The following is a 24421-nucleotide window of genomic DNA, read 5'->3' on the forward strand; positions in this document are numbered from 1 at the left end:
AAAAAATATTCTTCAGTAAATATCCGGTAAAAAAATATCCCAATCAATGCGACAGCAAATATTGAGAAAGCAGAACTTATCCCGGAATATGCTATCTTAAATCTGTAATAAAATTTTTAATTAAAATATAAAGGTGGCTTTTTATAAGGCCACTTTTTTTATCTTGCATCTATATTTTTTAGGAATGGATACTACAATTATTAATATTCTCTGCCTTGTTTTATTGTTTGTCGGGATTTTAGGAACTTTTCTTCCGGTTCTTCCGGGACTGCTGTTAAGTATCTGCGGACTTCTGATTTACAAATTTGGGACTGATGCAGATCTTTCGATGATTTATATCTGGGCATTTGGAATTCTTACTGCTGCGTCAGTGGTATTGAGCTATGTAATTCCTGCAAAAACCAACAGAAAATACGGAGGAACACGCTGGGGAAGTATTGGTTCTGTCATCGGAACTATTGTAGGAATCTTTATTCCTATTCCGTTAGGTTTTCTGATCGGGATGTTTGCCGGAGTATTCATTGGAGAATTGCTTCATGACAGTAAGGATATGAACAAAGCACTGCAATCCACCAAAGGAGCCCTTATTGGGTTCATTTATGGAACGGGTTTTAGTTTTGTAGTGGGTGTGGCAATGTTTTTGGTGGTATTACTTAATATGTTTAATATTATTTAAATAAAAAAAGAAACTATGTTCCATAAAGCCCTTATCTTCAGTCTTGGAATACTCGCATTAACAGGATGCGATGCCCAAAAGAAAACAAAAACAGAAACAAAAACTTCTGAAATGAGTTCCAATACCAAAACTCCGGATCAAAAAGGAGATATTATCTACTTCAATGAAGGGGAAAATAAGTTCCTTAAAGAGTATCAGATGAATGTTACCTTCAAGGGCATTTCAGAAGACAGCCGCTGTCCTGAAGGAGTAAACTGTATCTGGGCCGGGGTTGCTCTTGCACAGGTGGAAGTAATGGGTACTACAACAAGACCCGTGATTTTAAACCTTGCCAGCATGGATCATCCTGCAAGAAACTATCACCAGTCAGCGGATTTTAACGGATACACCATTACATTGCAGGAAGTAACTCCCTATCCTAAAGCGGCAAGCGATGGGTTAAAGGCTGCCATGGGAAAATATAAAATAGGGATCAGCATCAAAACAACCGAAAGCCCATCAGGGACTACCACGAAATAGGCTTTTTACCTTTGGAAACAAGATACTCATTAATTTTTGAGAAAGGCTTACTTCCAAAAAAACCTCTGTAGACAGAAAATGGCGACGGATGCGCCGATTTCAAGATAAAATGTTTAGCCGGATCTATGAGTTCGGCTTTTTTCTGTGCAAAAGCTCCCCACAATACAAAAACTACATTCTCTTTTTTATCTGAAATTTCTTTAATGATAAAATTGGTAAACTTTTCCCAACCCAGATCTTTATGTGAATTGGGAGTATGGGCACGAACAGTCAATGTTGCATTCAGTAGCAGCACGCCCTGTTTTCCCCAATCATCCAGTTCCTTAGAAGTTCTTACCACTCCTAAATCATCTTTTAATTCGATAAAAATATTTTTAAGGGAAGGCGGAGCAGTCACCTGTTCAGAAACAGAAAAACACAATCCATTAGCCTGATTGTCATTATGATAAGGATCCTGTCCAATGATCACCACTTCAATATCTTCAAACGAGGTCAATTCTAACGCTCTGAAAATTTGATCTTTCGGAGGGAAAACTTTAGTAGTCGCATATTCATTTTTTACCTTTTCCCATAGGGTTTTAAAGTATTCTGTATTTTTTATCGGGGCTAAAATTTCTGTCCAGGTCATAATTCAATCTGATTATTTGAAAATGAGTTAATTTGATTATTTACATTTGCTGATCTATCAAAAGACATTTCTGATAAACTAGCGGGCTTTTTTCAGACTAAAAATTACATTTTCAAGATTCTTTTCATCTGTTCTGTTTTCTTTTAAAGCAAACTTATGTTTTAAAAGCAATCCCTTAGAACTTTCATTCTGGTGATTGGTAAAAGCCAAAATTTCCTGTAAATTTAAGTCATTAAATCCAAAATTTAAAACAGATTTCAAAGCTTCGCTCATAATTCCTTTTTTATGATAATCGGGAAGCAGCTCATATCCTACTTCCGCCGTTTTCCGGTCTTCAGAGAATTTCCAAAGGCAAATGGTTCCGATAAGGTTCTTTTGGTCTTTATAAGAAATTCCCCAGAAAATGATCTCTTTATCCTGAGTTCTTTTCCTGATGCTTAAAATAAATTCTAAAGCGTCATAGTTGGTCTTGGGTGAATTCCTTTTAACATATTGATTGATCAGTTCATTGCTCCGGATCCGTAAAATATCTTCTACGTGACTTTCATTGATTTCCTTTAAAATTAATCGTTCGGTTTCCAGTTTCATTCTTCAAATGTATTAAACTCGTCATCAATTAAAAACTTTTTTGCCCGGAAAACCTTTCTGATTCTCCATTGTGAATTTCTCAAATTAGCTCATTTTCAAATTACCACCGTATGACATTCACATTTTCTCACTAAATTTGCAGTGTGTATATAGATAAAGAAGATTTAGACGAATTAGAGTTTCCGCAATTACTCGCGGAAATCTCCCCCCTTGCGTATTCTCCGAAAACACGAGAGAAAATTCTTCAACTTCGTCCGATGGAAATAGACGAGGCAGAGCTTTCATTGAAAAAAACGTCAGAATATCTGTCGAGTTTTGAAAGTTCAAATGCAATTCCGTTTGATGAATATGAAGATATTGAAAATGAGCTGAAATTAATGCTGATTGAAAATTACCGTCTTGAAAACAGTGCTTTCATTAAAATCAAAACCATCACGGAACAAATCGGAAGGCTTCAGAAGTTCTTCCCTACCATGCCGGAAACCTTCCCTACCCTTATAGAAGATGTTTCTGTACTGGAGTTTAAGAAAGAGATCATTGAGAAGGTAGATAAAGTTTTCAACCGTTTTGGTGAAGTAAAAAGTGAGGCTTCTCCCGCTTTAAAAGGACTGAGAACAGAAATCCAGCATGCTAAAAAAGCCATTCAGGAAAATTTCAACCGTGCCCTTACCACCTATGGACAAAGTGATTTTTTGGACGATATCCGGGAGACCATTATTGATGATCAAAGAGTTCTTGCCGTAAAATCGGGATTTAAAAAGAGAGTTGCCGGCAGAACATTAGGGATTTCAAAAACAGGTTCCATTACGTATATTCAGCCGGACAGTGTTGTAAAACATTACTTCAAACTTCGGGAAAGTGAAGAGGAAGAAAAAAAAGAAATAGACAGGGTTCTCAGAAAACTTACTGGTGAGCTGGCAGAATTTCAACCTCAGCTTTGGAGGTACCAGATTTATATTTTTGATCTTGACCTTACAAGAGCTAAAGCAAAGTTTGCAGACTTAATTAACGGGGTATTACCAAAAATTAACCGCCATAAGACCTTAAAACTAAGGGATGCTTTCCATCCTTTATTATGGCTAAGAAATAAGGTAGAAAACAAAACAATCTATCCTCAAACTCTGGCTTTAACGGAACACAACAGAATTATCTGTATTTCCGGCCCGAATGCGGGAGGAAAATCAATTACGTTAAAAACAGTTGGATTATTACAGCTGATGATTCAGAGTGGTATTCTGGTTCCTGTTCATCCGAAGTCTGAAATGTTTTTCTTTGAGAAAATGATGACCGATATCGGTGATAACCAGTCCATTGAAAACCACCTATCCACCTATTCATCGAGACTAAAAAAAATGTCCGGAATCATCCGCGAGGCTGATGCGAACACTCTTTTACTGATTGATGAGTTTGGAACAGGTTCTGATCCGGAATTGGGAGGTGCTTTGGCTGAAAGTTTCATGGAGTATTTCTACGACAAGAAAAGTTTTGCGATTATTACCACTCACTATACCAACATTAAGCTGGTAATAGAACAGCTTCCCAATGCTGAAAATGCAGCTATGCTGTTTAATGAAGAAACCCTTGAACCCATGTATAAATTGGAAGTGGGACAAGCGGGAAGTTCATTCACATTCGAAGTTGCTGAGAAAAATAGAATTCCAAGATTCATTATTCATTCTGCAAAGAAAAAAGTGGAACATGATATTGTGAATCTTGATAAGACCATTGTGAAGCTGCAGCAGGAAAAATTTGAGGTTGAAAAACTAAAATCTGACCTTGCGGAAAGAAAAGAGTCTGTAGAAGATAAGCGTGATAACCTTCAGAAGCTGAATGAGCAGCTTCAGCAAAAGCTCTTTAATTTCCAGAAGCTCTATGAAGAGGAACACCGTAAACTTCAGTTTGGAAACAAAATTGAGGCGTTCATAGACAGCTATACAAAAGGGAAATCAAGGAAGGATGTTGTAAAGGACTTTGTAAAGCTTCTGGAGCAGGAAAAGTTCAGGAAAATAGGTGCTGACAAAGACGAATCAAAACGTCTTCAGGTGGTCAAAAGGAAGATTACCCAACAGCTTAAAAAGGAAGATGTGATTGAAAAGATTGCTGAAACCAATGAAAAACTGGAGGAGAAACGTAAAAGTGACCGTGCTGTTTGGATGAAAATAGGGCAACGTGTCCGCATCACAGGAAGTACCAGTGTAGGGACCATTGAAAAAATATCCCGAAACAAAGTAATTGTCAATTACGGAACTTTCAAAACGACCATTGACGCAGAGGAACTTGAAAGAATTTAATCAATTGGAGAATGGGTTAATTTGAGAATTTGAAAATTAATCTAAAATAACTAATGGAGAGCATCATGAGATGCTCTCTTTCTTTTTGTACGTTATTTCATATTTTCTATTTTTCTTATAAAATGAAGGGTACCACATTAATGTCTATTAATGGAAATGATCTGACAACAGGTGTTTCCCAAATACAATATTTCATATAATACACTAATTAACAACTAGTTTTAAAAAAAACTAAAAGCAAGTTTATATTTCTATTAGTTTATTTTTAAATAAGTAAAATTGTAAAACAGCTTTTTCTCATGGGGCTTTATCATTTTTTGATTAATCTAAATCCAAATAAATACCAAATTCTGTTTATTATTTCGTTTATGGCCTAACTTTTTAGTCAATATCATTATTTCCTTTGTTTTAATTATTTTATATATTTAATTCCATTATGTAGTATTTATGTAGTGTAGTATTTTCAGTATTTTACCGTTTTCATTCTTTTATTTTTTAGATGTTTTCACATCCTGTATTATTGCGTAGTATTTATGTAGTACGACATTTTTAGTATTTTGCTCTTTTTTTGCTTTGTTTTGGTAGCGAAAATTATTATTCATTCTTTTAAAACACAAACCAAGATGAAAAACACTATTTTATCCTCTAAGCCGGAGCCATCTTTGCATAGGGACAAATGTAACCTCACTCAGGGATACAATAACAGTATAATCAATACGGCACTAACAAAAATTCTACAATTCTAAGTACATTTTTGATTTTCAGAGACAGTGGGAGCAGATACTCATATTGTTCTGCTTTTTTCTCTTTTTAAAAACTACGGCTGTGGATTCCCTTTAAACACACAAATGAACAACTGGTAAAGTTAGCTCATCTTCTCTAATAATTTTCATGTAAAGTAATGAGAAAGAGAATCATAATATATTATCTACCTATGCCTTTATCATTAACACGGTGTATAGATAAGACCATTTGCTAATTAACACAACTACTATAAAAATACAAACAAAATGAAAAAAAAGTATGTTAAGCCAATTAAGAATGATACAGAATACTTTTATATCATCCTTAAAAGATTGCATAAAAATTCCATACTGCTGCCTTTGATGCTACTCAGTATATTCTTATCCCAGGGGCTTTATGGGCAATGTTCTGATATCGTAAACCCTAGTAACGGTCCTCAGACTTTCAATGGAGTTACGGTATCTCAGGCAGCACGTAGTGGGGCTATATACAGCCAACCGCCTCAAAGTATTGCTGGCCAATATTATTGTGATCAGTCTTTGGCCCCTAATGGAAATTTATTGCATTTTGGGGGCAGTGTATATAATAACCAAACCTTTACACCTGCCAATCCAAATTATTCTTATACATTTAATTTTGATAAGCCAGTGAATAATGTGGTTTTTAATATCTGGGCAATTCATAGCGGAGAATCACATATAGTGTCTACTAATGTGGGAACAGTATCCCTTATATCCGAATGTAATTCTGGAACAGCAGTTATTACAGGAACTACAATCACTTCCACAGCACCTAATACTCCTAATGCAATTGGTTCAAAAGCAAGAATAAGAATTAGCAGCACAACTCCCTTTACCCAATTAACTTTTTCAGGAAGAGGAACTCCCAGTCCTGAGCCTCTTCTTCCACCGATCTATTGGGCTACTAATGGCTCATTTGTGAACCTCTGCAGTGGTAGTATAACTCCTGCTGTTGCTCCTACTATATCAGGAATTACTCCCTCTACACAAACCAGATGCTATAATACACCTGCCCAAGCTATTACAGTGAGTACTACCGGAGCAACAAGCTACCAGTGGTGGGTAAATACCGTCAATTCTCAAACCGGAGCAACTTCTATTCCTGGGGCAACATCCGCATCGTATACACCCCCTAACAATTCACCTGTAGGAACTCTTTATTATTATGCCGTTGCTACTAACTCCACAGGAAGTACAACTTCTCCTATCGTGAGTGTCGTGACACAAAACTGCATCACAACCTGTTATAAACCGGGAGCGGTAGCTACCGCCGGAAACCCTGCTTTGGTTACAAAAATGGGGATCAGCTCCCTGACAAGAACCTCAGGCCAGGTGACAGACAACTGGCCAGCAGTCCGCAAAGGAGGATGGCTGGTACTTGAAGCTAAAACGAAGGGCTTCGTACCGAACAGGATGGCTTTTGACAGCTCCGGCAATCCGGTAGGAATAGCAGCAGCCGACTTTGTTGAAGGAATGTTGGTATATGATACTACCAATAAATGTTTAAAGATGTATACCTCTAAAGATGGAGGAACTACGCTAGGCTGGTACTGTATGACAACACAAACCTGCCCGGATTAATTATAATTTTAAAAAGTAACAGAATCAGGGAAAACCGAAAAATATTCCTGACTCTCAACTTGATGATAACAACATAAAAACATAGAATGAATAAAATAGTAAACTTAAGTGGAATATTGATTGTAAGCCTGCTACAGGCTCAAATAGGGATAAGCAGGGAAAACGTAGGTAATGGGTCAGTTTCCTTGCAGTTTGGAGATACGGAAAATAAGGGACTTATACTTCCATATGTCACTGATAAAAGTAACATTACAGAGAATGGAACCCTTCTCTATGATACCAACGACCATAAGGTCAAGTATCTTAAGGATGCCAACAGCTGGTTTGACCTGAGTGTAGATGCTACAGGAACCGCAGATGTAAGCATTCAGGGGCCAGACAGGACAGAACAGCCCGGAGCTAAAATATGCATCAGTACCACAGCAGGCGGAACAGATACTACAAAAGGAATACTGGTTCTTGCAGATTCAAATAAAGCAATGATTTTACCCAAAGTAGCCAGCCCGCATCTGAATATCATTAATCCCAGTGCCGGAATGCTGGTATATGATACTGTAAAAAAACAACTGGCCGTTTATAATGGTACAGTATGGACATTTTGGAAACCATAATGAATGATATTTTCTTCAACTGTTGATATGTATTTTCATAATTTATTTTTTTTCATAATTTGCCCTTGAACATTATCTAACAGTTGAAGTTTATTTGATTTATGACCTCCGAATAAAAAAACTGATTCTACAGAAGAAGTGATTTTTAGTGTTTGACCCTATATTTCTCTTTTGAAGTATAGGGTTTTTCTAAAATAAAGATATGGCCAATTAAAAATAAATCACACCTCTTCTACATCCACAATAATCTGATTTTCAGCGAAAATCTCCGGAGTGACTGTTGGAAAATAACAAACATCAGATTCCTTACAAAGAGTTTATCAGTTTTTTTAAAAATATCAGTAAATACATTTTTATTTTACCAATTAAAAAAGCATTTAATTTATATATTTGGGGATCAAAAATTTATTATAATGATTTCAGTAGGCAAAGCATTCTATCTATCTGCATTTAGTATTTTCTCTTTAGCATTCGTTAAGGGGCAGAATAAAGTTCCTTTTGGAGTGGTAAAAGCTGAAGAAGGATATGCCAATGTACGTGTACATAAGGATAATTACAGGAAGATTGTAGATAAGATCCGTATGCGTAAAGGGGATGTTTTTGTTTATGTAAAGCCGGCACCGGGAGAAACGGAGTGGATATGGATCAAATATCCTGAAAAACAGGATGAGGAAAAGCCTTTTGTAAGGTATGAAACTCTTGAAAAAGAAGGAATGGTAAATAAAGAGCGTATCGCCTATATTGATCAGCTTCCTCAGTATACCCCTTCGAAATCCAAGAATGGGAAATCACTGATTTTCACTGATAATTCTGATCCTAAAATCCCAACGACACAAAGAAGTAAAGTCGTTATTGATATTTACCCATCCAATGCCGGATACCGTAAAAAGGAGAAAGACGCTGACGGTAAACTCCTTAGTATTGACAAGGTAAAGCCATGGGGAATCGGTAATGATCTTCCTGAAGGCATGACCGAAATTAAATCAATCAGGGTTCAGCAACCCGGCAGAGGTTCTGTTTTTGTACGGGAAGCCATCAAAAACATGTTTCAGCCTACCATGGATTTCAATAATGTAGCGGTAACCTCTTTAGACAACGACAATATCTTTCTTTATATGATCAATGGTTCAGGAGAATACAGATATACAAGTCTTTGGACTATAAAAAAAGGAAGAGTGATCAGTCAGATTATTTATCATAATCCGGAATAAATTCATTATTTTTGCCCCCGAAAAAGTTTAACGCTTATTCATCATAGAAATAGGTTCTGCTTAACCGCAGATTAAAAAGGGAATCGTGTGAAAATCACGAACTGTCGCGCAACTGTAAGTAACTGAAGTCTTTTATTAAAGATCCACTGTGCGAGGCATGGGAAGGGGATAAAAGATGTTACGAGTCAGGAGACCTGCCTTTTTCTTAAACAAAAAACTTTCGCGATATGAAGTTTATTGATCTGATGGATTTTTTCAGGAATTTCTTAGATTCCTGGTATTATTCTGTTGTTTGATAATATTTCATTTCGCTTTAATTAATAATGAAATATGACTACAGAAGAAAGAATTGAAGCATCCGAAACCAGAATATTTAAAGCGGTTTTCCCTAACACAACAAATCATTATGATACCCTTTTTGGAGGTACGGCTATGCAGCTGATGGATGAAGTAGCTTTCATTACTGCTACCCGATTTGCAAGAAAAAGAGTGGTCACTGTAAGCAGTGATAAAATTGACTTTAAAAAACCGATTCCTGCCGGAACTATCGTTGAGCTGATCGGAAAGGTTGCCTATGTTGGAAAAACCAGTATGAAGGTCAATGTAGAGATCTACACAGAACAGATGTATTCCTACGAAAGAGAGAAAGCAATCATTGGCGATTTTACTTTTGTTGCCATTGACGAATTCAAAAAGCCAATCCAAATCCTATAATTATAAAGTTTCGGGCGGCCTTTGGCCGCCCGAAATATTTGTATAAAAGGCATTGCTCAAATTTTGAGCAATGCCTTTTATTTATCAATGATCTGAGTGTAAAATAAAGCATTTTTCCCTATCAAATTTAAAAAAAACTGTCCTAAATTTCAGGAATTAAAGCTGTCATCAAATTTTACAATATAATCAAAAAGCTATATATCAACACTACTTCCAGCCCTCATTTCCCGCCTTCCAGACATCTTCTTTTAGTTCTATTATACCAACCTCAGGTCAGACATAATGAATTATTTTTAGCTTTTTTAGTTCCACAAGTTTATACACAACAAAATTAATCGCAGTAGAATTCAATAATTAACAATGCATTGGATATAAAAAAAATACACTAGAATTTCATCATTATTTTAATAAAAACCACAAACAATACTAACGGTAATAAATTATAAATAATATGTTATTTTTAATAATCCTTTAATAATTAATCATAATAATTACAATTTATTTACATTAACTTTAAAGTGATTATAAAATACAAACAAATGAAAAAATCAATTCTATCCATTGGAATTATCTTGTCGATATTTTCCATGAAAGCAAATGCTCAGGTGGGGATTAATACTCCAATTCCTACATCTACCCTAGATATTACTGCAAAAAATGCAACAGGTAGTACAACTAATGTTGACGGCCTTTTAATTCCCCGTGTAGACAGACAGAGGGCTCAAAGTATGACTGCAGTTCCGGTTTCTACCCTTATTTATGTAAACAGTATTACAACCGGATCACAAACCGGTACGGCAGCCAATATAGATGCTGCAGGGTATTATTATTATGATGGAACTCTTTGGGCCAAACTTAATCCTCCTGCTCCAGCTTCCGTCAATATTTATAATGCTGATGGTACGCTTACCGGAAACAGAACGGTAACCCAGGGGGCTAATACTCTAGCCTTTACAGGAACGGCAAATAATGCTTTTTCTGTAGACGGGAATACATTCTCTGTAGATGCATCCAATCACAGGGTTGGTATAGGAACAATAACTCCTAAAAACTATTTGCATATTTCAGAACCTGGCCAAACCAGTGGTATAACAATAAGTTATGTTAAAGGACAAACAATTACAGCAACCGGGGCTGGCAGTGATGCTTCCGGACCTGGTTTCTATTTTGAAAATCTAAGCAATACGGCTACTAACAAAGTATTTAAAATGAATTTCACCTCTAATGGCAATAATGATGGAATTCTTAACTTTGAAAGTGTTAGCGATGGTGCCAGTAACAGTTTACGCAAACTTATGAGTATAACAACCAAAGGAAATGTAGGGATTGGAACAGTAGTTCCATCAGCAGCTCTTGAAATCAATTCAAACACAAACAATATTTCCGGGTTAAAATTTTCTAGATTAAATTCTTCCACCCCTGTAGGAACTGGCCAGGCTATTGGAGTAGACAGCAGTGGAAATGTTATTACCCTGGCTACAGTTTCAAATGTTACTGCAGCTTTAGATGCTTCCACCAACAGCCAGGGAGGGCCTGTTACTCAATACTTTGACGTATACGATACAAGCTGGACTACCGTGCCCGGTACTTCTCAAACAATGACAATTCCGGACGGAGGGAAGGCTATCTTCACCAATTTTATGTTGGGAATTGACTACTTTAATGCTCCTCCGGGCTCCGGAGCTGCATATTATACTGCGAAACTTTTTGTAGATGGTGCAGAAACTAACGTCTTTATAACAACACAGGAACCAGGACCAGGAGGACTTCAGGCACAGTTTAGTTTGAGCACGGTAAAATTTCTTTCAGCCGGAAATCATACAGTTGATATCAGAATGAGAAGAACATACAATAATGGAAGTGCTTCCGGAGCCTACATGAGATGTGGGGTAATGTCAATGAGTATTAATTCCTCATTTATTAATTAAAATATAGCTCTAAGGAAGACCCTTTCAAATCATCTAAAAATTAAATTATCAAATAAATAGCCAGCAAAATAGCTGGCTATTCTCTATTTTTTATTTTCACCAATCACATTTTTATAGTTTATTCTTTAGAAACTAATATGGAAAATTATTTCAAGACTTTTCCGGTTTCCAGATTTCTGGTCAATAACAGTTCAAAAGCCTCCCCCATCTCATCAGAAGCTCTGCAGATGGCATTTTCAAGCATATTTCTAATCTGCTTTTCCGTAACTCCGGCTTCTGTCCAGCTTTTTCCTGAGGTATATGAATTCAGGATAAAAGGAATAATCCTGTCGATAGCACAGGCGAAAATAGCATCCGGTGTTTTTTCCTCTTCAAATTCTATCCATAAATTGAAAAACTCCGAACGTAATGGCTCGTCTAAGATTCCAAAAATCTTTTGGGCAGAAACTTTTTCTCTTTCAAACTTTCCGACCATTGCTTTTTCATCAAAAAGGAAAGTATCTCCTGCCTCAATTTCAACCAGATCATGGATAGAAAGCATTCTGATAACTCTCAGCAAATCAATGTCAGCACGGTTTTTTGCATAAGGATATAAAATCTGTGCAAGAATAACGATCTGCCATGAATGTTCTGCAGTATTCTCTCTTCTCGAATCATCTGCATTATAATTTCTTCTCTGTACATTTTTCAAAGCATCTACTGCCAGGATAAAATCAATCTCTTTCTGAATCTTCATTATGTTACTTATCTATTATATTGATTTGCCGGATACACCTTGTTTTTGGTCACCCATTTATTATTTATTTTTTCTTTGGTCATCACTTTTACACGGTCTTCATTGGTCATATCCTCTTCCCTCTCCAATACCTTTTCTAATCCCTTATTAGGAATTACTCTATATTCCGTAGTAAAAATCATGCAACATCCGGATTTTCCTGAGGCTACAAGACGTTTGCGCTTAGCATCTACCCCAAATAATCCAAAATAACTGGAACCGATTTCCGTAAGTTCCTCACTTTTTACAAAAGCCATTCTCGTACTATTGAATACATAGACATCATAGGATGCACTGCTGTAATTTCCTTTATTTCCATTTCTGACAGCGATATCTTCTGTTCCGTCAAAATTAAAGTCATCAATAATAAAAGGGCTTTCTTCATTGGTAAGCTGGATCATTTTTCCAGGTACCAATTTTTGACCCTCCTTTACATAAAATACAAGATCTTCGGAAGTTAAAGTCTGAACTTTAGTGTTCTTGTTGTCATATAATTCTATTGTTCCTTTGTCTTTACATTGCTCATCAAAGCAATTTTCACTATTGATGATGACATCATAATTCTTTGATGCATTTTTTACTTCAAACTGATATTGTCCAAAACATAAAGGGCCCAACAGAATACATGCAGATACACTTCTGTAATAATTCAAAATTTTCATAGTAATAGCAAATGGATTTAGGTGTTTTTTTATAAAATCTTACAACAAAAATACGAATCATAACCTCGACTTCAAAATATCTTTGCCATACAACAACAATGAATTTGATTCAAAACCGAGTATATACTATCACTCTTTTTTTAAGAAATTCTAAAGAAATATCCCTTTTATCCATTCTCATTTTTTCAGTTTATCTGCATTTATTTAAAATTTTCAGCACTATTTTTACCTTATTCCATTTTTGATCAATTTTAAATTAAAATTTATAACATTGATTTACAGTATATTAACTATTTTATTTTAAAAATTACACTACTTTGTATTGCATATTACCATTTTAATTACATATCTTTGTAATGTAAAATCGGAATAAGCTCATCTAGCTAGGAGCAATATTCTAACATATAACTAATTAACAAAAACTTATCAAAGATGAATACCGAAAATACCAAAGCGCAAATGCGAAAAGGAATTCTGGAATTCTGTATTCTAAGTCTCATCAATCATCGCGAAATGTATGTTTCCGATCTGATAGATGAACTGAAAAAAGGAAAACTGGATGTTGTGGAAGGAACCCTCTACCCACTTCTGACAAGGCTTAAAAATGGAGAGTTTCTCTCTTACAGATGGGAAGAATCTACAGGAGGTCCACCCAGAAAATATTATCAGATTACTGAAAAAGGAAAACTTTTCCTGAATGAATTACAAAATACCTGGAATGAGCTGACAGCGTCAGTAAGCCAAATCACTCAACAACATTAAAAACAAAGCTATGAACAAGACACTCTCAATAGGACTCGCAGGTTTTTCTTTTACGATAGAAGAACACGCATATATAAAGCTCAGCGATTACCTGAACGCTCTTAGAAGCTCACTGGATGCTTCGGAAGTAGATGAGGTAATGCACGACATAGAAATAAGAATGGTAGAGATCTTCAGAGATTCTCTGGGAAAACGTGAAGTGATTAATGATACTGATGTAGAAAAAGTAATCGCACAGATCGGAACCCCGGAAAAAATCGAAGAACAGGAAGAGGCTTATTTTTCTGAAAAATCAACAAATAAAAATAACTACTCCGGTTCCAACTTTACGGATAAAAAACAATTGTTCCGTGATCCTGAGAAACAAAAGGTTGCAGGAGTTTGTGCTGGGTTAGCCCAGTATGTAGGAATGGATATTACGGCTATGAGAGCCATCTGGTTAGGAATTTTCGTCTTAGGAATCTTTACCGCGGCTATTTCTTCTTCATTGATCGGACTTTTATATGTAATCCTTTGGATCGTTCTTCCAAAAGCTGAAACAGCAGCAGATTTCCTGAAAATGCAGGGAAAGCCTATGAACTTCGACAATCTTAAAAATGAGTCTAATAAATTAGTACAGTTTGCTAATGAATCTACTCAGAGGGTCGGAGAAATATATAACGAGAACAAGCCTTATATCAACAACGCAGGAAGCGGAGCCTGGAATATACTGAAGTACATCGTAGGTGGAATCTTTGTGCTGATGGCTGTGGGAAGTATCATTGGAGTATTTGTAGTCTTTGGACTTTTTGGAATGGATACAGATTTCCCTGGTGCCAATCAAATCAGATTCTATATGGATGATAATGGTCTTGATAAGGTATTAGCAGCTATAATGGTTATCGGAAGCTTAATCCCGGCTATTCTTTTTAGCTTATTAAGTATTAAAATATTCTCTCCAAAAACTAAGCTGAGAAATATCGGATGGGTAATAGGTGGATTATTTCTTCTATTGATCGGATTAGGAACTTACTTTGGATTAAGTATGGCAAAGAAAAACCTGATCTACAGAGGAAGCAAAGAGGATACAGAGAATGTGGCTATCAATACCAATTCTGACACCGTTTATGTAGATGTAAAACAGGTAAGTATTCCACAAAACTTCAAAGCTTATGATGATGATATTTATTCTGATAAAAGATTCGTTTATGAAGAGGATTATATTTCTGTAGATGTAACAAGAAAACCGGATATCAAAACTCCTTATCTGATTATTAAAAAAGAAGGAAACGGCTATAACTTCCCTATTCAGTTAACAGTACCGGTAGAGGTTGTTAATAACAAAGTAATCCTTCCAAACTATGTAAAGTATCCATATGAGCACAGATTCAGAGATTACAGAGTAAACTATGAACTGGTAGTTCCTCAAAAAGCGATTGTTATTCCACTAAAAAAAGATCGTATCAGCTTCGATGGGGATCTGGATGGAGACGGTATCAATGATGATGATCAGGACAGAGATGAGAACCAACATGGTATAAGAATCGAAAAAAACAAAATTACAGTAAACGGTTCTACAATAAGCTATGATCCTAATGATAAAGACAGCGTGATCATTAATGGTAAAAAAGTACCAAACTATCATGTTGAAAAAGTAATTGATTCTGTAACGTCCGACATCAAAAAACTGAACAAAGATGTAGACATTAAGATCAAAGACGGAAAAAACGAAATTTCCATACAAACTAAATAATTAACTTCAGAGAGTGCGAGAAGGTGTGAGTGGATAGCAACCGTTTGAAATTCACACTCTTCTTATCTCAGAAAAGAAAAAAAATCATATTATTTAGTTTCCTATGTGAAAAAAAAGCTTTACTTTCGTACTATTAAAATATAATAACCAACCAACAAAAAACACACACCTATCATGATACAATTTGCCCTAGAATTTGTTATGAAAATCGTAGATTTAATCAACGGTTTGTTTTAAGAGCGATAATATTTCAATATATTTGTAAAGTATAACCAAAGTTTGGTTATACTTTTTTGTTTTAATCCAAGAATTTATGAAAAAACTGATAGGCAAATTAATGCTAAAATTATTAGGTTGGAAGGTCGTTCTGCAGGGCGATGTAAACAGCCTGAACAGGTGTATCCTTGTGGTAGCACCGCATACCCATAATATGGAATACATTTTAGGAAATCTTGCCTACTGGTCTTTAGGAAAACCATTAAAGATCATTATTAAAGATGCTCACACCAAAGCATGGTACGGAAGCCTAGTAAGAGGCCTTGGGGGTATCGGTATAGACAGAACTCAAAAAAATGATCTGGTCAATTTTGTAGCCAATCAATTTGCAAAAGAAGATTTCAGTCTGGTTATTACCCCGGAAGGAACAAGAAGCTGGGTTCCTAAATGGAGAAAAGGTTTTTATCATATGGCTTTGGCGGCAAAAGTTCCTATTGTACTGGCAGCCGGAGATTTCAAAAGAAATATTGTTTACCTGGGCTATACTATTCCTTATGAAAGGCTTGCATCAGCTCCTTTTTCAGAGATTATGCAGGAAATTCAGGATTATTACATTAAAAATGATATTGGTCCTAAAATCCCTGCCAACTGGAATCCTAATATCATGGGAGAATAAGTATCATCAACCGTAAATTATCAATCATCATTTATCAACATACAATGAAAGGTCAGAATAAAGAAGAAATATTAGCGTTTTTAAATAACTGGGGAAACGAAACCCTGGCAAAAACACTGGAAATAAAATTCATCGACATTGATGTCGAAAATGAATCCCTTACTGCCACAATGCCTGTACTTCCAAGGACCCATCAGCCTTTTGGAATCATGCATGGAGGGGCAAGCTGTGTATTGGCTGAAACCTTAGGGTCAAGCCTGTCTAATATTTTTATAGACGGAGATAAATATTATGGTGTGGGGACCAATATCAATTCCAATCATCTGAGAAGTAAGAAAGATGGGGTTGTCACTGCTACCGCCCGCTTTATCAGAAAGGGAAAAACCATGCATGTTTCAGAGATTGAGATCAGAGATGAAAAAGAAGTACTCATCAACCATACTACGATGACGAATAATATTATTCTGAGATAGACTAAAGAGATATCACTAAAAAACAGAAGACTCAAAAAAATTGAGTCTTTTTTTATATACTTGCTGCATTTTTTTAGAGCACCACGGGTATCAAATGAAGAATATTTCCTAAAAAAACTACTCTTTTAATTTTGACATTTTTAAGACTAATAATACCTTTGCAGAAAGGAAAATCAACGTGGGAATTTCCTATCTTATTTCCGGGCGATGATTTTCAAAATCCATCCACAGCTAATGATTTATTTCAAATTTCCTTTTGACGAACAATTATATTCCACAGATCATAATCAGAATATAAATTCCGTAAATTTTTATTCTTTTGACAAACTGAAACAGGTGAGTTTTGAAGGTCGAATTACTTCTGCTGAAGAACAATATATCCCAACCGGTCTCATAAGCAGTCCCCTGTTACAGGATCAAACCCATTTTGAAGAAGAAACGAAAGAAGAGTACATGCATAGCCTTCAGAAGGTAATTGGAGTGATTAAAGACAACCAGCTTCCTAAACTGGTTTATTCGAGAAGAAAGATATTCAGGAGCTTTGATGAAATAGACCTTAAAGAAAGCTTTAAAAACCTATGCATCTCTTATCCGAATGCTTTCAGGTATTTGTTTAATGATAGGGATAACGCCTGGATGGGTGCTTTTTCTGAAGTACTGGGGAAATTCAATAAGGAAACCCATGAATTTGAAACCATGGCACTGGCAGGCACGCTACCTGTTTCTGAAGAATGGTCCGAAAAGGAGATTGAAGAACAGAAACCTGTTACCAACTATATTCAGGATATCCTTACCAACTATTCCAGCCATGTACAGCAGTCAGAAACTTACGATCATATTTCCGGCAACATCAAACACCTCCGTACAGATTTCCGAACGCATATAAAGCCTGAGGACCTTGATGCTCTTATCCAGGATCTTCACCCTACTCCGGCAGTATGTGGCATTCCTAAAGATTTTTGTATTGAAAATATTCAGAAGTATGAAAAGTTCCCCCGTGAATTTTATGCCGGTTACATTAAAATTGAAACTGAAGAAAGCATACAGTTTTTTGTAAATCTGCGATGTGCAAGGCTTTATCAAGACTCTGTACATGTATTTGTCGGCGGCGGAATTACGGCTCAGAGCAACCCTGAAAAAGAATGGGTTGAAACAGAAATGAAGTCTGAAGCAATTCTTAAAAATCTGGTCACTTCTTACAAGGCATAAAGAACCTCAATAGAAATAAAAAACCTCCTTCAGTCTGAAAGAGGTTTTATTTATTTTAAAATATAAATATCTGGTTATTTCTTTACTCCGATTCTGCTCCACGTATCCATAACGAAAAGCAAAATAAGACCAATAAAAGCTGCTGCTGCAGAAAATACAAACTTCAGGTTATCACTCTCTTCTGATAAAACATCTGACTGCCAATCTATAGCATAAAGATTAATGGCAATGAATACAATAAATAGTACTAAAAATACTTTATAAAACTTCTTCATAATTTCTAAAAATTAACATAATTCAGCACCAACTGGGCAAAATTTGCGGTGAATAATTTAATTGAAATTGCCAGCAGGATAATTCCGAAAACTTTCTGAAGGATCATCAATGTAGCATCCCCTATTTTCCTTTCCAGCCATTTCGCTGATTTAAGCACCAAATATACGAAAATTGTATTAAGAACAATTCCTAAAATAATATTAATATCATGAAATTCCGCTCTGAGAGATAGCGCTGTAGTAAGTGTTCCGGCACCTGCAACCAGCGGAAATGCGATGGGAACAATGGATGCCGCTTTTGCTTCAGTAGTTTTATTGATTTCAATTCCTAAAATCATTTCCAGGGCTATGACAAAAATCACAAAAGCTCCGGCAATGGCAAAGGAATTCACGTCTACTCCAATCAGCTTAAGAATCTTATTTCCTACGAATAGAAAAACAATCATAATAACTCCGGCAGTAATTGCAGCCTTTCCAGCTTCAATTTGCCCGAACTTCTGTTGAAGGCTTACTATAATAGGAACTGACCCGATAATATCAATAACGGCGAAAAGAACCATAAAGCTTGTAACGACCTCTTTAATAGAGAAACCATCAAAAATTTCCATCTCTTTGTAATTAAAAATTTCGCAAAAATATGAAAATAAATTAACTATTTGCTAATTTGTGAATATAAATTAACAATTGTCTTCAAAAGTTCCTCAAGAGCTTCTACAGATTTCACAGGAGAATATTTTTCTATTTGAATTTTCTGCTGAAGTTTTCCATAGTCTTCTGCAAGAGAAGAACCTTTGTGATTTTCAAGAAAAGTCTTAAACTCGCTGACAGAGCCCTGAAAATACTGACCTCTTACTTCCTCATCCAATTCTTCCAGTGTTTCAAAGAACTTTTCATATTCCCCGTTATCTTTAAGATTTTCAAGATAGCTGAAATAGTCATTAATATCTGTTTTCAGCAATTCCTTGATTTCTCTTTCTGTTTCAGCCACTGACCCTAAAGATTTTTTAGACGGTGCAGTTTCCCTAACTAATGTACGTTTTTTTTGCCAAGTCTTAAATAACAGATAGGCAATAAATAACCCCAAAAGGATCACAATATTGGTTAAGAGAATATTCCAGTGGAATTTGCTTTTTTCTTTTACTTTAAATGAAGTGGTTTTTAAAACCGGGGTATTTACCGTTTCAAGAAGGTTATTGGTATATTCATTTACTTTCTCCACCGTAGAACGGGCTTCCAGAACCTGCTCATGAGAAAATGCATTCAAGGCCAAAGTCTCTTGTCCAAGATCAATATATTCTTTGTTTTCAGGATTAAAAAAAGCAAACTGTTCTGTTTTTATAGAAATTGCTCCCGATTTCTTAGGAATAATGACATAGCTGGCTAAGATGACCCCTTTCATACCCGTTGTTCCCGGAGAAACTTTAGAGGTGATTTTAGGAGCAAAAATTTCATAATCCGGAGACGCAGCAATTTTTGGAAGCTCCATATCCGGTAAATTTCCTTCTCCTGAAACTTTTACCACGACATTCATTGGTTTTTTAGCTTCAGGTTTCTCTTTAGTAGCATTATAAACACTTACATTGAAGTTTCCTACTGCATTTTTAAAACAGTCAGGAGCTCCTTCCGGAAGTTTTTTTACATTCAGCTTGATCTTATTGGAAACAATCTTATTCTTACTGGAATGAGAGTTGACAGAGGCTGATACTCCAGGAACTTCTACATATCCTGCTTCATTTGGAAATACCATAAACATCGCCAAAATCTGAGAAGCCATATTTCCGGAATTCGTCGGATCTATTTCAGACCTGTTAAAATTTATAGGATGTACATTGATATTATCCTGCTGTGGAAGATGGATATTTTTCACCTTTCTAAGGTTATCCATATTTCTGGAATACACCTTCAGAACAGCAATGGTAGGTTGATCCTGATATACCTCCCTGTCCTCTATCTCCATATTCAGATAGACATCATTGGAAGTATTCCCGGCTAAAGATTTCTTTTCTACAAATTCTTTGACGTTGACATCAAAAGGTTCTGTTTTGTAGATTTTATTATTAACGGTCACTAGTACCGATCCTATTTTTATTTTCCCTTTTTTCTTAGGTTCAAGGGCTATTCTGGATATTTTTTGAGTAATCAGGGTATTGGTCGCAGGATCAATCACGGTATTGGTAACCGAACCACTTCCGATAATATTGAATTTCGAAAGATCGGGAAGCTGAAATCCTGTTTGCTGTACAAGATCACTTCCGTTAAGTTCTAATACGATTGTAAGATTCACAATATCCTTACCTGCATATTCGGCTTTATCAGCATCTAGGCTAAGATTTACCTGTCCGTAAGTAATTACGGATGCCAGAGTAAGCAATATGTAAATCAATTTATGCTGCATCACCAATCTTTCTCGTTGCTTTCAGGCATCGAATAAGAATTCTTATTTAAAATTCTTCTGGCGGTTTCTTTTTCTTTTTCGTTTATCTTATCTAGAATTGCATTTTCAAGGTCTTTTGGCATTTTACCCTCATTATTCTGTTTTTGCTGAGGATCATTACCCTGGTCACTTTTACCTTCATTTTGCTGACCACTTCCCTGGTCCTGCTTCTGATCTTTTTTATCGCCTTTCTGATCATCACCTTTATTCTGATCATTACCGCCGCCTCCTTTTCCTGAGTTATTCTGTTGCTGTTTTTGTTGCTGCTCTTTTTCTTTTAATTTGGCAATTTCATAATTCTTTCTGGTGGCCTCACTATACGGATTTTGCTTAAGAGCTTTTTTATAATAATCTGCAGCCTTTTCCGGCTGATTCATCTGCATATAGCTATTGCCTAAATTATGAAGTGCTGCCGCCTTATCAGGAAGTGTCTGCGAAAACTGCTGTGCTTTTTCAAACTCTTCTTTTGCCTCTTCATACTTCTTACTTTTATATAAGGCATTCCCCAAATTATAATGTGCCGTAAAATCTTTGTCATTGGATTTTGCGGCCTCCATATATTTCGAAGAAGCTCCATCATAGTCTTTACCGTCGAATTTTTGGTTCCCTTCATGAACCAATGTCCTATAGTTTTCCTGCCCAAACAAAATGCCTGAGAACGAAAAAGCAATTATAAACGATAAAAGTAAGATTTTAGTATTCATCCTTTGCAAAATTATTCCTTTAAATGTTAAGAAACAGGGGTTTATTTGTTAAAATTCGGTTAAAGTACCCATTAAAATGCTGTTCCCTCCTCATGAAGACTACACATTGAAATCTTTTTTAGGATTAAAAAGAAAAATTAAAAGAAAAAATAAGATTGATGCTCCCAGAAAATATTGATAGTAATGGTTGGCATTCTGTGACTTCACCATGGTTTCGGATCCGGAAGATCTTTTATTAACAGCATCAATAATTCTGCTTGGCGCTTCATTGATATTATTGCCATCTATATAACTTCCACCGGTAGATTCAGCCATCTTTTTTAAGGCATCCGTCTGTCTTTTTGAAATAACGGTTCCCCCATTCACATCTGTTTTATAGCCCATTAACTGTCCATAAACATATTCAGGAACGGGTGCTCCTTCATCGGACCCCACTCCTACAGAAGTAATACTTATTCCCTCTTTATTGGCTAGTCTTATCGCGGCATTGTCATTCCCCTCGTTATCTTCACCATCACTGAGCAATATCACCTTTCTGGAACCTTTACTTACATTTTTAAACTTATCTACAGCAGCCTGCATTCCATTCAAAAAATCTGTTCCCTGGATCTGCATAGAATTGGTTTCAATTCCGCTGATATAGGTTTCGGCAGAATTATAATCTGTAGTCAGGGGCATGATAGACATGGCCTGTCCCGCAAAAATCACAATACCTACTTTATCATTTTTCATCTTCTGCATAGTACCCAGCATCAGATTTTTAGCCTCAGCAAGGCGGCTTGGGTCTATATCTTCGGCGTTCATTGAATTCGAAACATCAAGCATAAAAATCACATTATTCAGCTTCTGACTGCTTCTTACCTCTTCCGAACCATTAAGAAGATCAATAATTGAAAATATCAAAAATAAAGTTCCTAATAAATACAAGGCAGGGAAAATTTTTATAAATCCCGATTGTTTTTCAAATAAATGATCATGAAACTGGCTGTCGGCAAAAATTTCTTTCTTTCTATTTTTCCATTTCAAAAAACGGATCAAAAAGAAGGCTAACAGCGGCAGAAGCAACAGTAAAAATAAATACCAATAATTTCCTAAAGACCAACTCATCAGCTTAAAATTTTATAAAACACCCATCTCAACAACGCATCCAACACCAGCATTCCTAAAGCAATCCACAGGAAGATTTTAAAATATTCTTCGTAATTATAAAGCTTGGAAACCTTTACATCAGATTTCTCCAATTGGTTAATCTCATCGTATACTTCCTCAAGGCTGCTGTTTGAAGTAGCCCTGAAATATTTCCCTCCGGTAGTCTGAGCCACTTCCCGTAACGTATTTTCATCAATGGTAACTTCCGTCTCAGTAAAGACAAGGTCTCCAAAGATATCCTGTGATGTAGGCATCAGTGCATATCCATTGGTCCCGATTCCTATGGAATAAACCTTTATATGATTACTTTTAGCCAGTTCGGCAGCAATCTGTGGCGGAATAGCATTCTGAATATTACTAACCCCATCCGTCATCAGGATAATCACCTTGCTTTTCGCTTTGCTTTTAATCAAATGGTTCACGGCTACGGAAAGTCCTTCCCCAATAGCTGTTCCTGGTTCCAGTCCTGCTGAATTAAGATTTTTAATCTCATCAATTACAACCTGATGATCTGAAGTGACAGGTACTTTTGTAAAAGCCTCTGCAGCATAAGCTACAACTCCTATCCGGTCATTAGGACGTTTCTGAACAAATTTTACGGCAATATCTTTCAATGCTGTTATACGGTCCGGGCTTAAATCCTTCGCCAGCATACTGAGAGAGACGTCTATAGACAGCATAATATCCACTCCTTTTGTATCATCTCTATCCTGGGAGACTGTAAAAGTTCTGGGTCTCGCCATAGCAATGATCAGTGCTGCAAGAATGATGTACTTGGATATCTTCAAGACAAAAAGAACAGCACGAATACCACCACTGGAATCCATATTTTTAACGGTAGGGACTTTTATCCCTTTCCTTTTCTGTCTTCCGGCATCTTTAATAAAAAGAGGAATAAACAGTAGAAAAAGCAATAAGAACCATGGACTGTAAAACTCAAAATTAAACATCCTTTCTTAAGTTTTCAAATTCTAAATCTTTCGATGATCTTTTTACAAAATCCCTGATATTGGTAAAATCATTTTCCATGGTATCTTTATCAGGAAAGGTTTTCGCAAATTTCACAAGGTCTCCTCTTAAGAAAACATCTTCTATTATTTTTTCGTTATCCTGAGAAATGGTATTGTTCTTTTTCATGACATCAATAAGGTCATCGGTAAGAAGTACATCTGCAGGAAGATGATATTGTTTGGCTATAAAAGTTCTGGAAATATCGATCAGTTCTACATAGAATGAACGGAAATTACCTCCTTCAATATATTTTTTCTTTTTAAGGGAATCTAACTCTTTTAATGTTTGGTTGGTCGCTACCACCGGTGAACTCTTGGATTTTCTTCCCCATTTCACAATCATGATAATAGCCACAATCAAAGCAATACCTGCTAAAGCTGCCAGAATATAGAATTTATATAGTTCCCAATAATCTTTTGCATCAAGTTTGACTTCTTTATTCTTCATGATATCATTAATCTGGTCAGCCTTTTGAGCTGTATTAATGACATCTATCTCATAAGGAATAGTCTTCAGTATTTTATCTCCCACTTTAAATTCCAGCTCAGGAATGGTAAATTTTCCTTCTTCAAAAACAGCAAACTCTATTTTCCTTTCGTATAAATTGGCATTTTGTCCGATGCTGTCTTTTGTTTCTTCAAAGTGAAAAGGAAGCAATTCATTTTTAGCTGCAGAGATCACCTGCTGATCATGAATATTGTCAATTTTTATAACAAAGTGATTGACTTCACCTAACGCAATAGTTTTCTTCTCTATATTGGAAGATAATATCTGTGAAAAAGCATTGACACAGATAAAAAAAGATAATATTAATAGTGTTTTTTTCAATTTT

Annotated in this window: 24 protein-coding genes and 1 riboswitch; of the genes, 13 read left to right on the forward strand and 11 right to left on the reverse strand. The window is 35.9% G+C overall.

Annotated elements, in window-relative coordinates; all coding sequences use genetic code 11:
* Positions 1-184 precede the first annotated feature (184 nt).
* Together DRF57_RS11510 and DRF57_RS11515 are read left to right on the forward strand one after the other, a co-directional pair.
* Positions 185-676 (forward strand): DUF456 domain-containing protein, encoded by a 492-nt coding sequence (locus DRF57_RS11510; protein WP_047487323.1) that lies wholly within the window; start codon positions 185-187, stop codon positions 674-676.
* 15 nt (positions 677-691) lie between these two features.
* Positions 692-1195, forward strand: coding sequence for a hypothetical protein (locus DRF57_RS11515; protein WP_084086265.1), 504 nt, complete (start codon positions 692-694; stop codon positions 1193-1195).
* On the opposite strand, the gene DRF57_RS11520 is transcribed toward DRF57_RS11515, so the two are convergent.
* The gene (locus DRF57_RS11520) at positions 1182-1823 is read right to left on the reverse strand and encodes a uracil-DNA glycosylase (protein ID WP_047487318.1); all 642 of its coding nucleotides are present in this window, start codon (positions 1821-1823) and stop codon (positions 1182-1184) included. The genes DRF57_RS11515 and DRF57_RS11520 overlap by 14 nt on opposite strands.
* Before the next feature lie 78 nt (positions 1824-1901).
* Positions 1902-2411: a GNAT family N-acetyltransferase gene (locus DRF57_RS11525; RefSeq protein ID WP_084086267.1), complete on the reverse strand. Its 510-nt coding sequence runs from the start codon at positions 2409-2411 to the stop codon at positions 1902-1904.
* Positions 2412-2554: 143 nt separating this feature from the next.
* On the opposite strand from DRF57_RS11525, the gene DRF57_RS11530 reads away from it, so the two are divergent.
* The 6 genes from DRF57_RS11530 (at position 2555) to DRF57_RS11555 (ending at position 11511) form a co-directional block, all read left to right on the forward strand.
* A complete protein-coding gene (locus tag DRF57_RS11530; protein ID WP_047487312.1) occupies positions 2555-4702 on the forward strand; it encodes an endonuclease MutS2 in 2148 nt (715 codons plus the stop codon).
* A gap of 1010 nt (positions 4703-5712) precedes the next feature.
* On the forward strand, positions 5713-7047 hold the full coding sequence (locus DRF57_RS11535) for a hypothetical protein (RefSeq protein WP_115918606.1): 1335 nt from the start codon (positions 5713-5715) through the stop codon (positions 7045-7047).
* Positions 7048-7133: 86 nt separating this feature from the next.
* On the forward strand, positions 7134-7658 hold the full coding sequence (locus DRF57_RS11540; protein ID WP_228450402.1) for a hypothetical protein: 525 nt from the start codon (positions 7134-7136) through the stop codon (positions 7656-7658).
* Positions 7659-8071: 413 nt separating this feature from the next.
* Positions 8072-8869 carry a hypothetical protein gene (locus DRF57_RS11545; protein WP_228450403.1) on the forward strand — a complete coding sequence of 266 codons (798 nt, stop codon included), beginning with the start codon at positions 8072-8074 and terminating at the stop codon, positions 8867-8869.
* A 34-nt stretch (positions 8870-8903) separates the two neighbouring features.
* Positions 8904-9085, forward strand: a riboswitch (cobalamin riboswitch).
* 114 nt (positions 9086-9199) lie between these two features.
* Positions 9200-9583: an acyl-CoA thioesterase gene (locus DRF57_RS11550; RefSeq protein ID WP_047487307.1), complete on the forward strand. Its 384-nt coding sequence runs from the start codon at positions 9200-9202 to the stop codon at positions 9581-9583.
* A gap of 539 nt (positions 9584-10122) precedes the next feature.
* Positions 10123-11511 carry a hypothetical protein gene (locus tag DRF57_RS11555; protein ID WP_123863314.1) on the forward strand — a complete coding sequence of 463 codons (1389 nt, stop codon included), beginning with the start codon at positions 10123-10125 and terminating at the stop codon, positions 11509-11511.
* 145 nt (positions 11512-11656) lie between these two features.
* On the opposite strand, the gene DRF57_RS11560 is transcribed toward DRF57_RS11555, so the two are convergent.
* Both DRF57_RS11560 and DRF57_RS11565 read right to left on the reverse strand, forming a co-directional pair.
* A complete protein-coding gene (locus DRF57_RS11560) occupies positions 11657-12247 on the reverse strand; it encodes an HD domain-containing protein (protein ID WP_115918612.1) in 591 nt (196 codons plus the stop codon).
* A gap of 8 nt (positions 12248-12255) precedes the next feature.
* Positions 12256-12948, reverse strand: a complete 693-nt coding sequence (locus tag DRF57_RS11565) for an XAC2610-related protein (RefSeq protein WP_115918614.1) — start codon at positions 12946-12948, stop codon at positions 12256-12258.
* A 432-nt stretch (positions 12949-13380) separates the two neighbouring features.
* Here DRF57_RS11565 and DRF57_RS11570 point away from each other — a divergent pair, with 432 nt between their 5' ends.
* The 5 genes from DRF57_RS11570 to DRF57_RS11590 all read left to right on the forward strand — a co-directional run bounded on the left by DRF57_RS11570 (position 13381) and on the right by DRF57_RS11590 (position 18016).
* The gene (locus DRF57_RS11570; RefSeq protein WP_047487297.1) at positions 13381-13710 is read left to right on the forward strand and encodes a PadR family transcriptional regulator; all 330 of its coding nucleotides are present in this window, start codon (positions 13381-13383) and stop codon (positions 13708-13710) included.
* A 10-nt stretch (positions 13711-13720) separates the two neighbouring features.
* Entirely contained in the window at positions 13721-15442 is a 1722-nt protein-coding gene (locus tag DRF57_RS11575) for a PspC domain-containing protein (protein WP_084086270.1), read from the forward strand.
* Positions 15443-15755: 313 nt separating this feature from the next.
* Positions 15756-16334, forward strand: coding sequence for a 1-acyl-sn-glycerol-3-phosphate acyltransferase (locus DRF57_RS11580; protein ID WP_084086271.1), 579 nt, complete (start codon positions 15756-15758; stop codon positions 16332-16334).
* Positions 16335-16378: 44 nt separating this feature from the next.
* Positions 16379-16807: a PaaI family thioesterase gene (locus DRF57_RS11585; protein WP_115918616.1), complete on the forward strand. Its 429-nt coding sequence runs from the start codon at positions 16379-16381 to the stop codon at positions 16805-16807.
* A gap of 234 nt (positions 16808-17041) precedes the next feature.
* Positions 17042-18016, forward strand: a complete 975-nt coding sequence (locus DRF57_RS11590; RefSeq protein ID WP_115918618.1) for a chorismate-binding protein — start codon at positions 17042-17044, stop codon at positions 18014-18016.
* Positions 18017-18090: 74 nt separating this feature from the next.
* Here the strand turns inward: DRF57_RS11590 and DRF57_RS11595 are convergent, their stop codons facing one another.
* From DRF57_RS11595 to DRF57_RS11625, 7 genes are all read right to left on the reverse strand, one after another.
* Complete coding sequence (locus DRF57_RS11595) at positions 18091-18291, reverse strand: hypothetical protein (protein WP_047487286.1); 201 nt, start codon at positions 18289-18291, stop codon at positions 18091-18093.
* Between the two features lie 5 nt (positions 18292-18296).
* Positions 18297-18899 carry a MarC family protein gene (locus DRF57_RS11600; protein WP_047487283.1) on the reverse strand — a complete coding sequence of 201 codons (603 nt, stop codon included), beginning with the start codon at positions 18897-18899 and terminating at the stop codon, positions 18297-18299.
* 44 nt (positions 18900-18943) lie between these two features.
* Complete coding sequence (locus DRF57_RS11605; RefSeq protein ID WP_115918620.1) at positions 18944-20686, reverse strand: BatD family protein; 1743 nt, start codon at positions 20684-20686, stop codon at positions 18944-18946.
* Positions 20686-21429, reverse strand: a complete 744-nt coding sequence (locus tag DRF57_RS11610; RefSeq protein WP_052188568.1) for a tetratricopeptide repeat protein — start codon at positions 21427-21429, stop codon at positions 20686-20688. The genes DRF57_RS11605 and DRF57_RS11610 overlap by 1 nt, the downstream gene beginning before the upstream one ends.
* 99 nt (positions 21430-21528) lie before the next feature.
* Positions 21529-22536, reverse strand: a complete 1008-nt coding sequence (locus DRF57_RS11615) for a vWA domain-containing protein (protein ID WP_115918622.1) — start codon at positions 22534-22536, stop codon at positions 21529-21531.
* Positions 22536-23528 (reverse strand): VWA domain-containing protein, encoded by a 993-nt coding sequence (locus DRF57_RS11620; RefSeq protein WP_047487274.1) that lies wholly within the window; start codon positions 23526-23528, stop codon positions 22536-22538. Before DRF57_RS11620 ends, DRF57_RS11615 begins: the two co-directional genes overlap by 1 nt.
* Positions 23521-24417 (reverse strand): BatD family protein, encoded by an 897-nt coding sequence (locus DRF57_RS11625; RefSeq protein ID WP_115918624.1) that lies wholly within the window; start codon positions 24415-24417, stop codon positions 23521-23523. The genes DRF57_RS11620 and DRF57_RS11625 overlap by 8 nt, the downstream gene beginning before the upstream one ends.
* Positions 24418-24421 lie beyond the last annotated feature (4 nt).

Source organism: Chryseobacterium rhizosphaerae (genome assembly GCF_003385455.1).
GTDB classification, from domain to species: domain Bacteria; phylum Bacteroidota; class Bacteroidia; order Flavobacteriales; family Weeksellaceae; genus Chryseobacterium; species Chryseobacterium rhizosphaerae.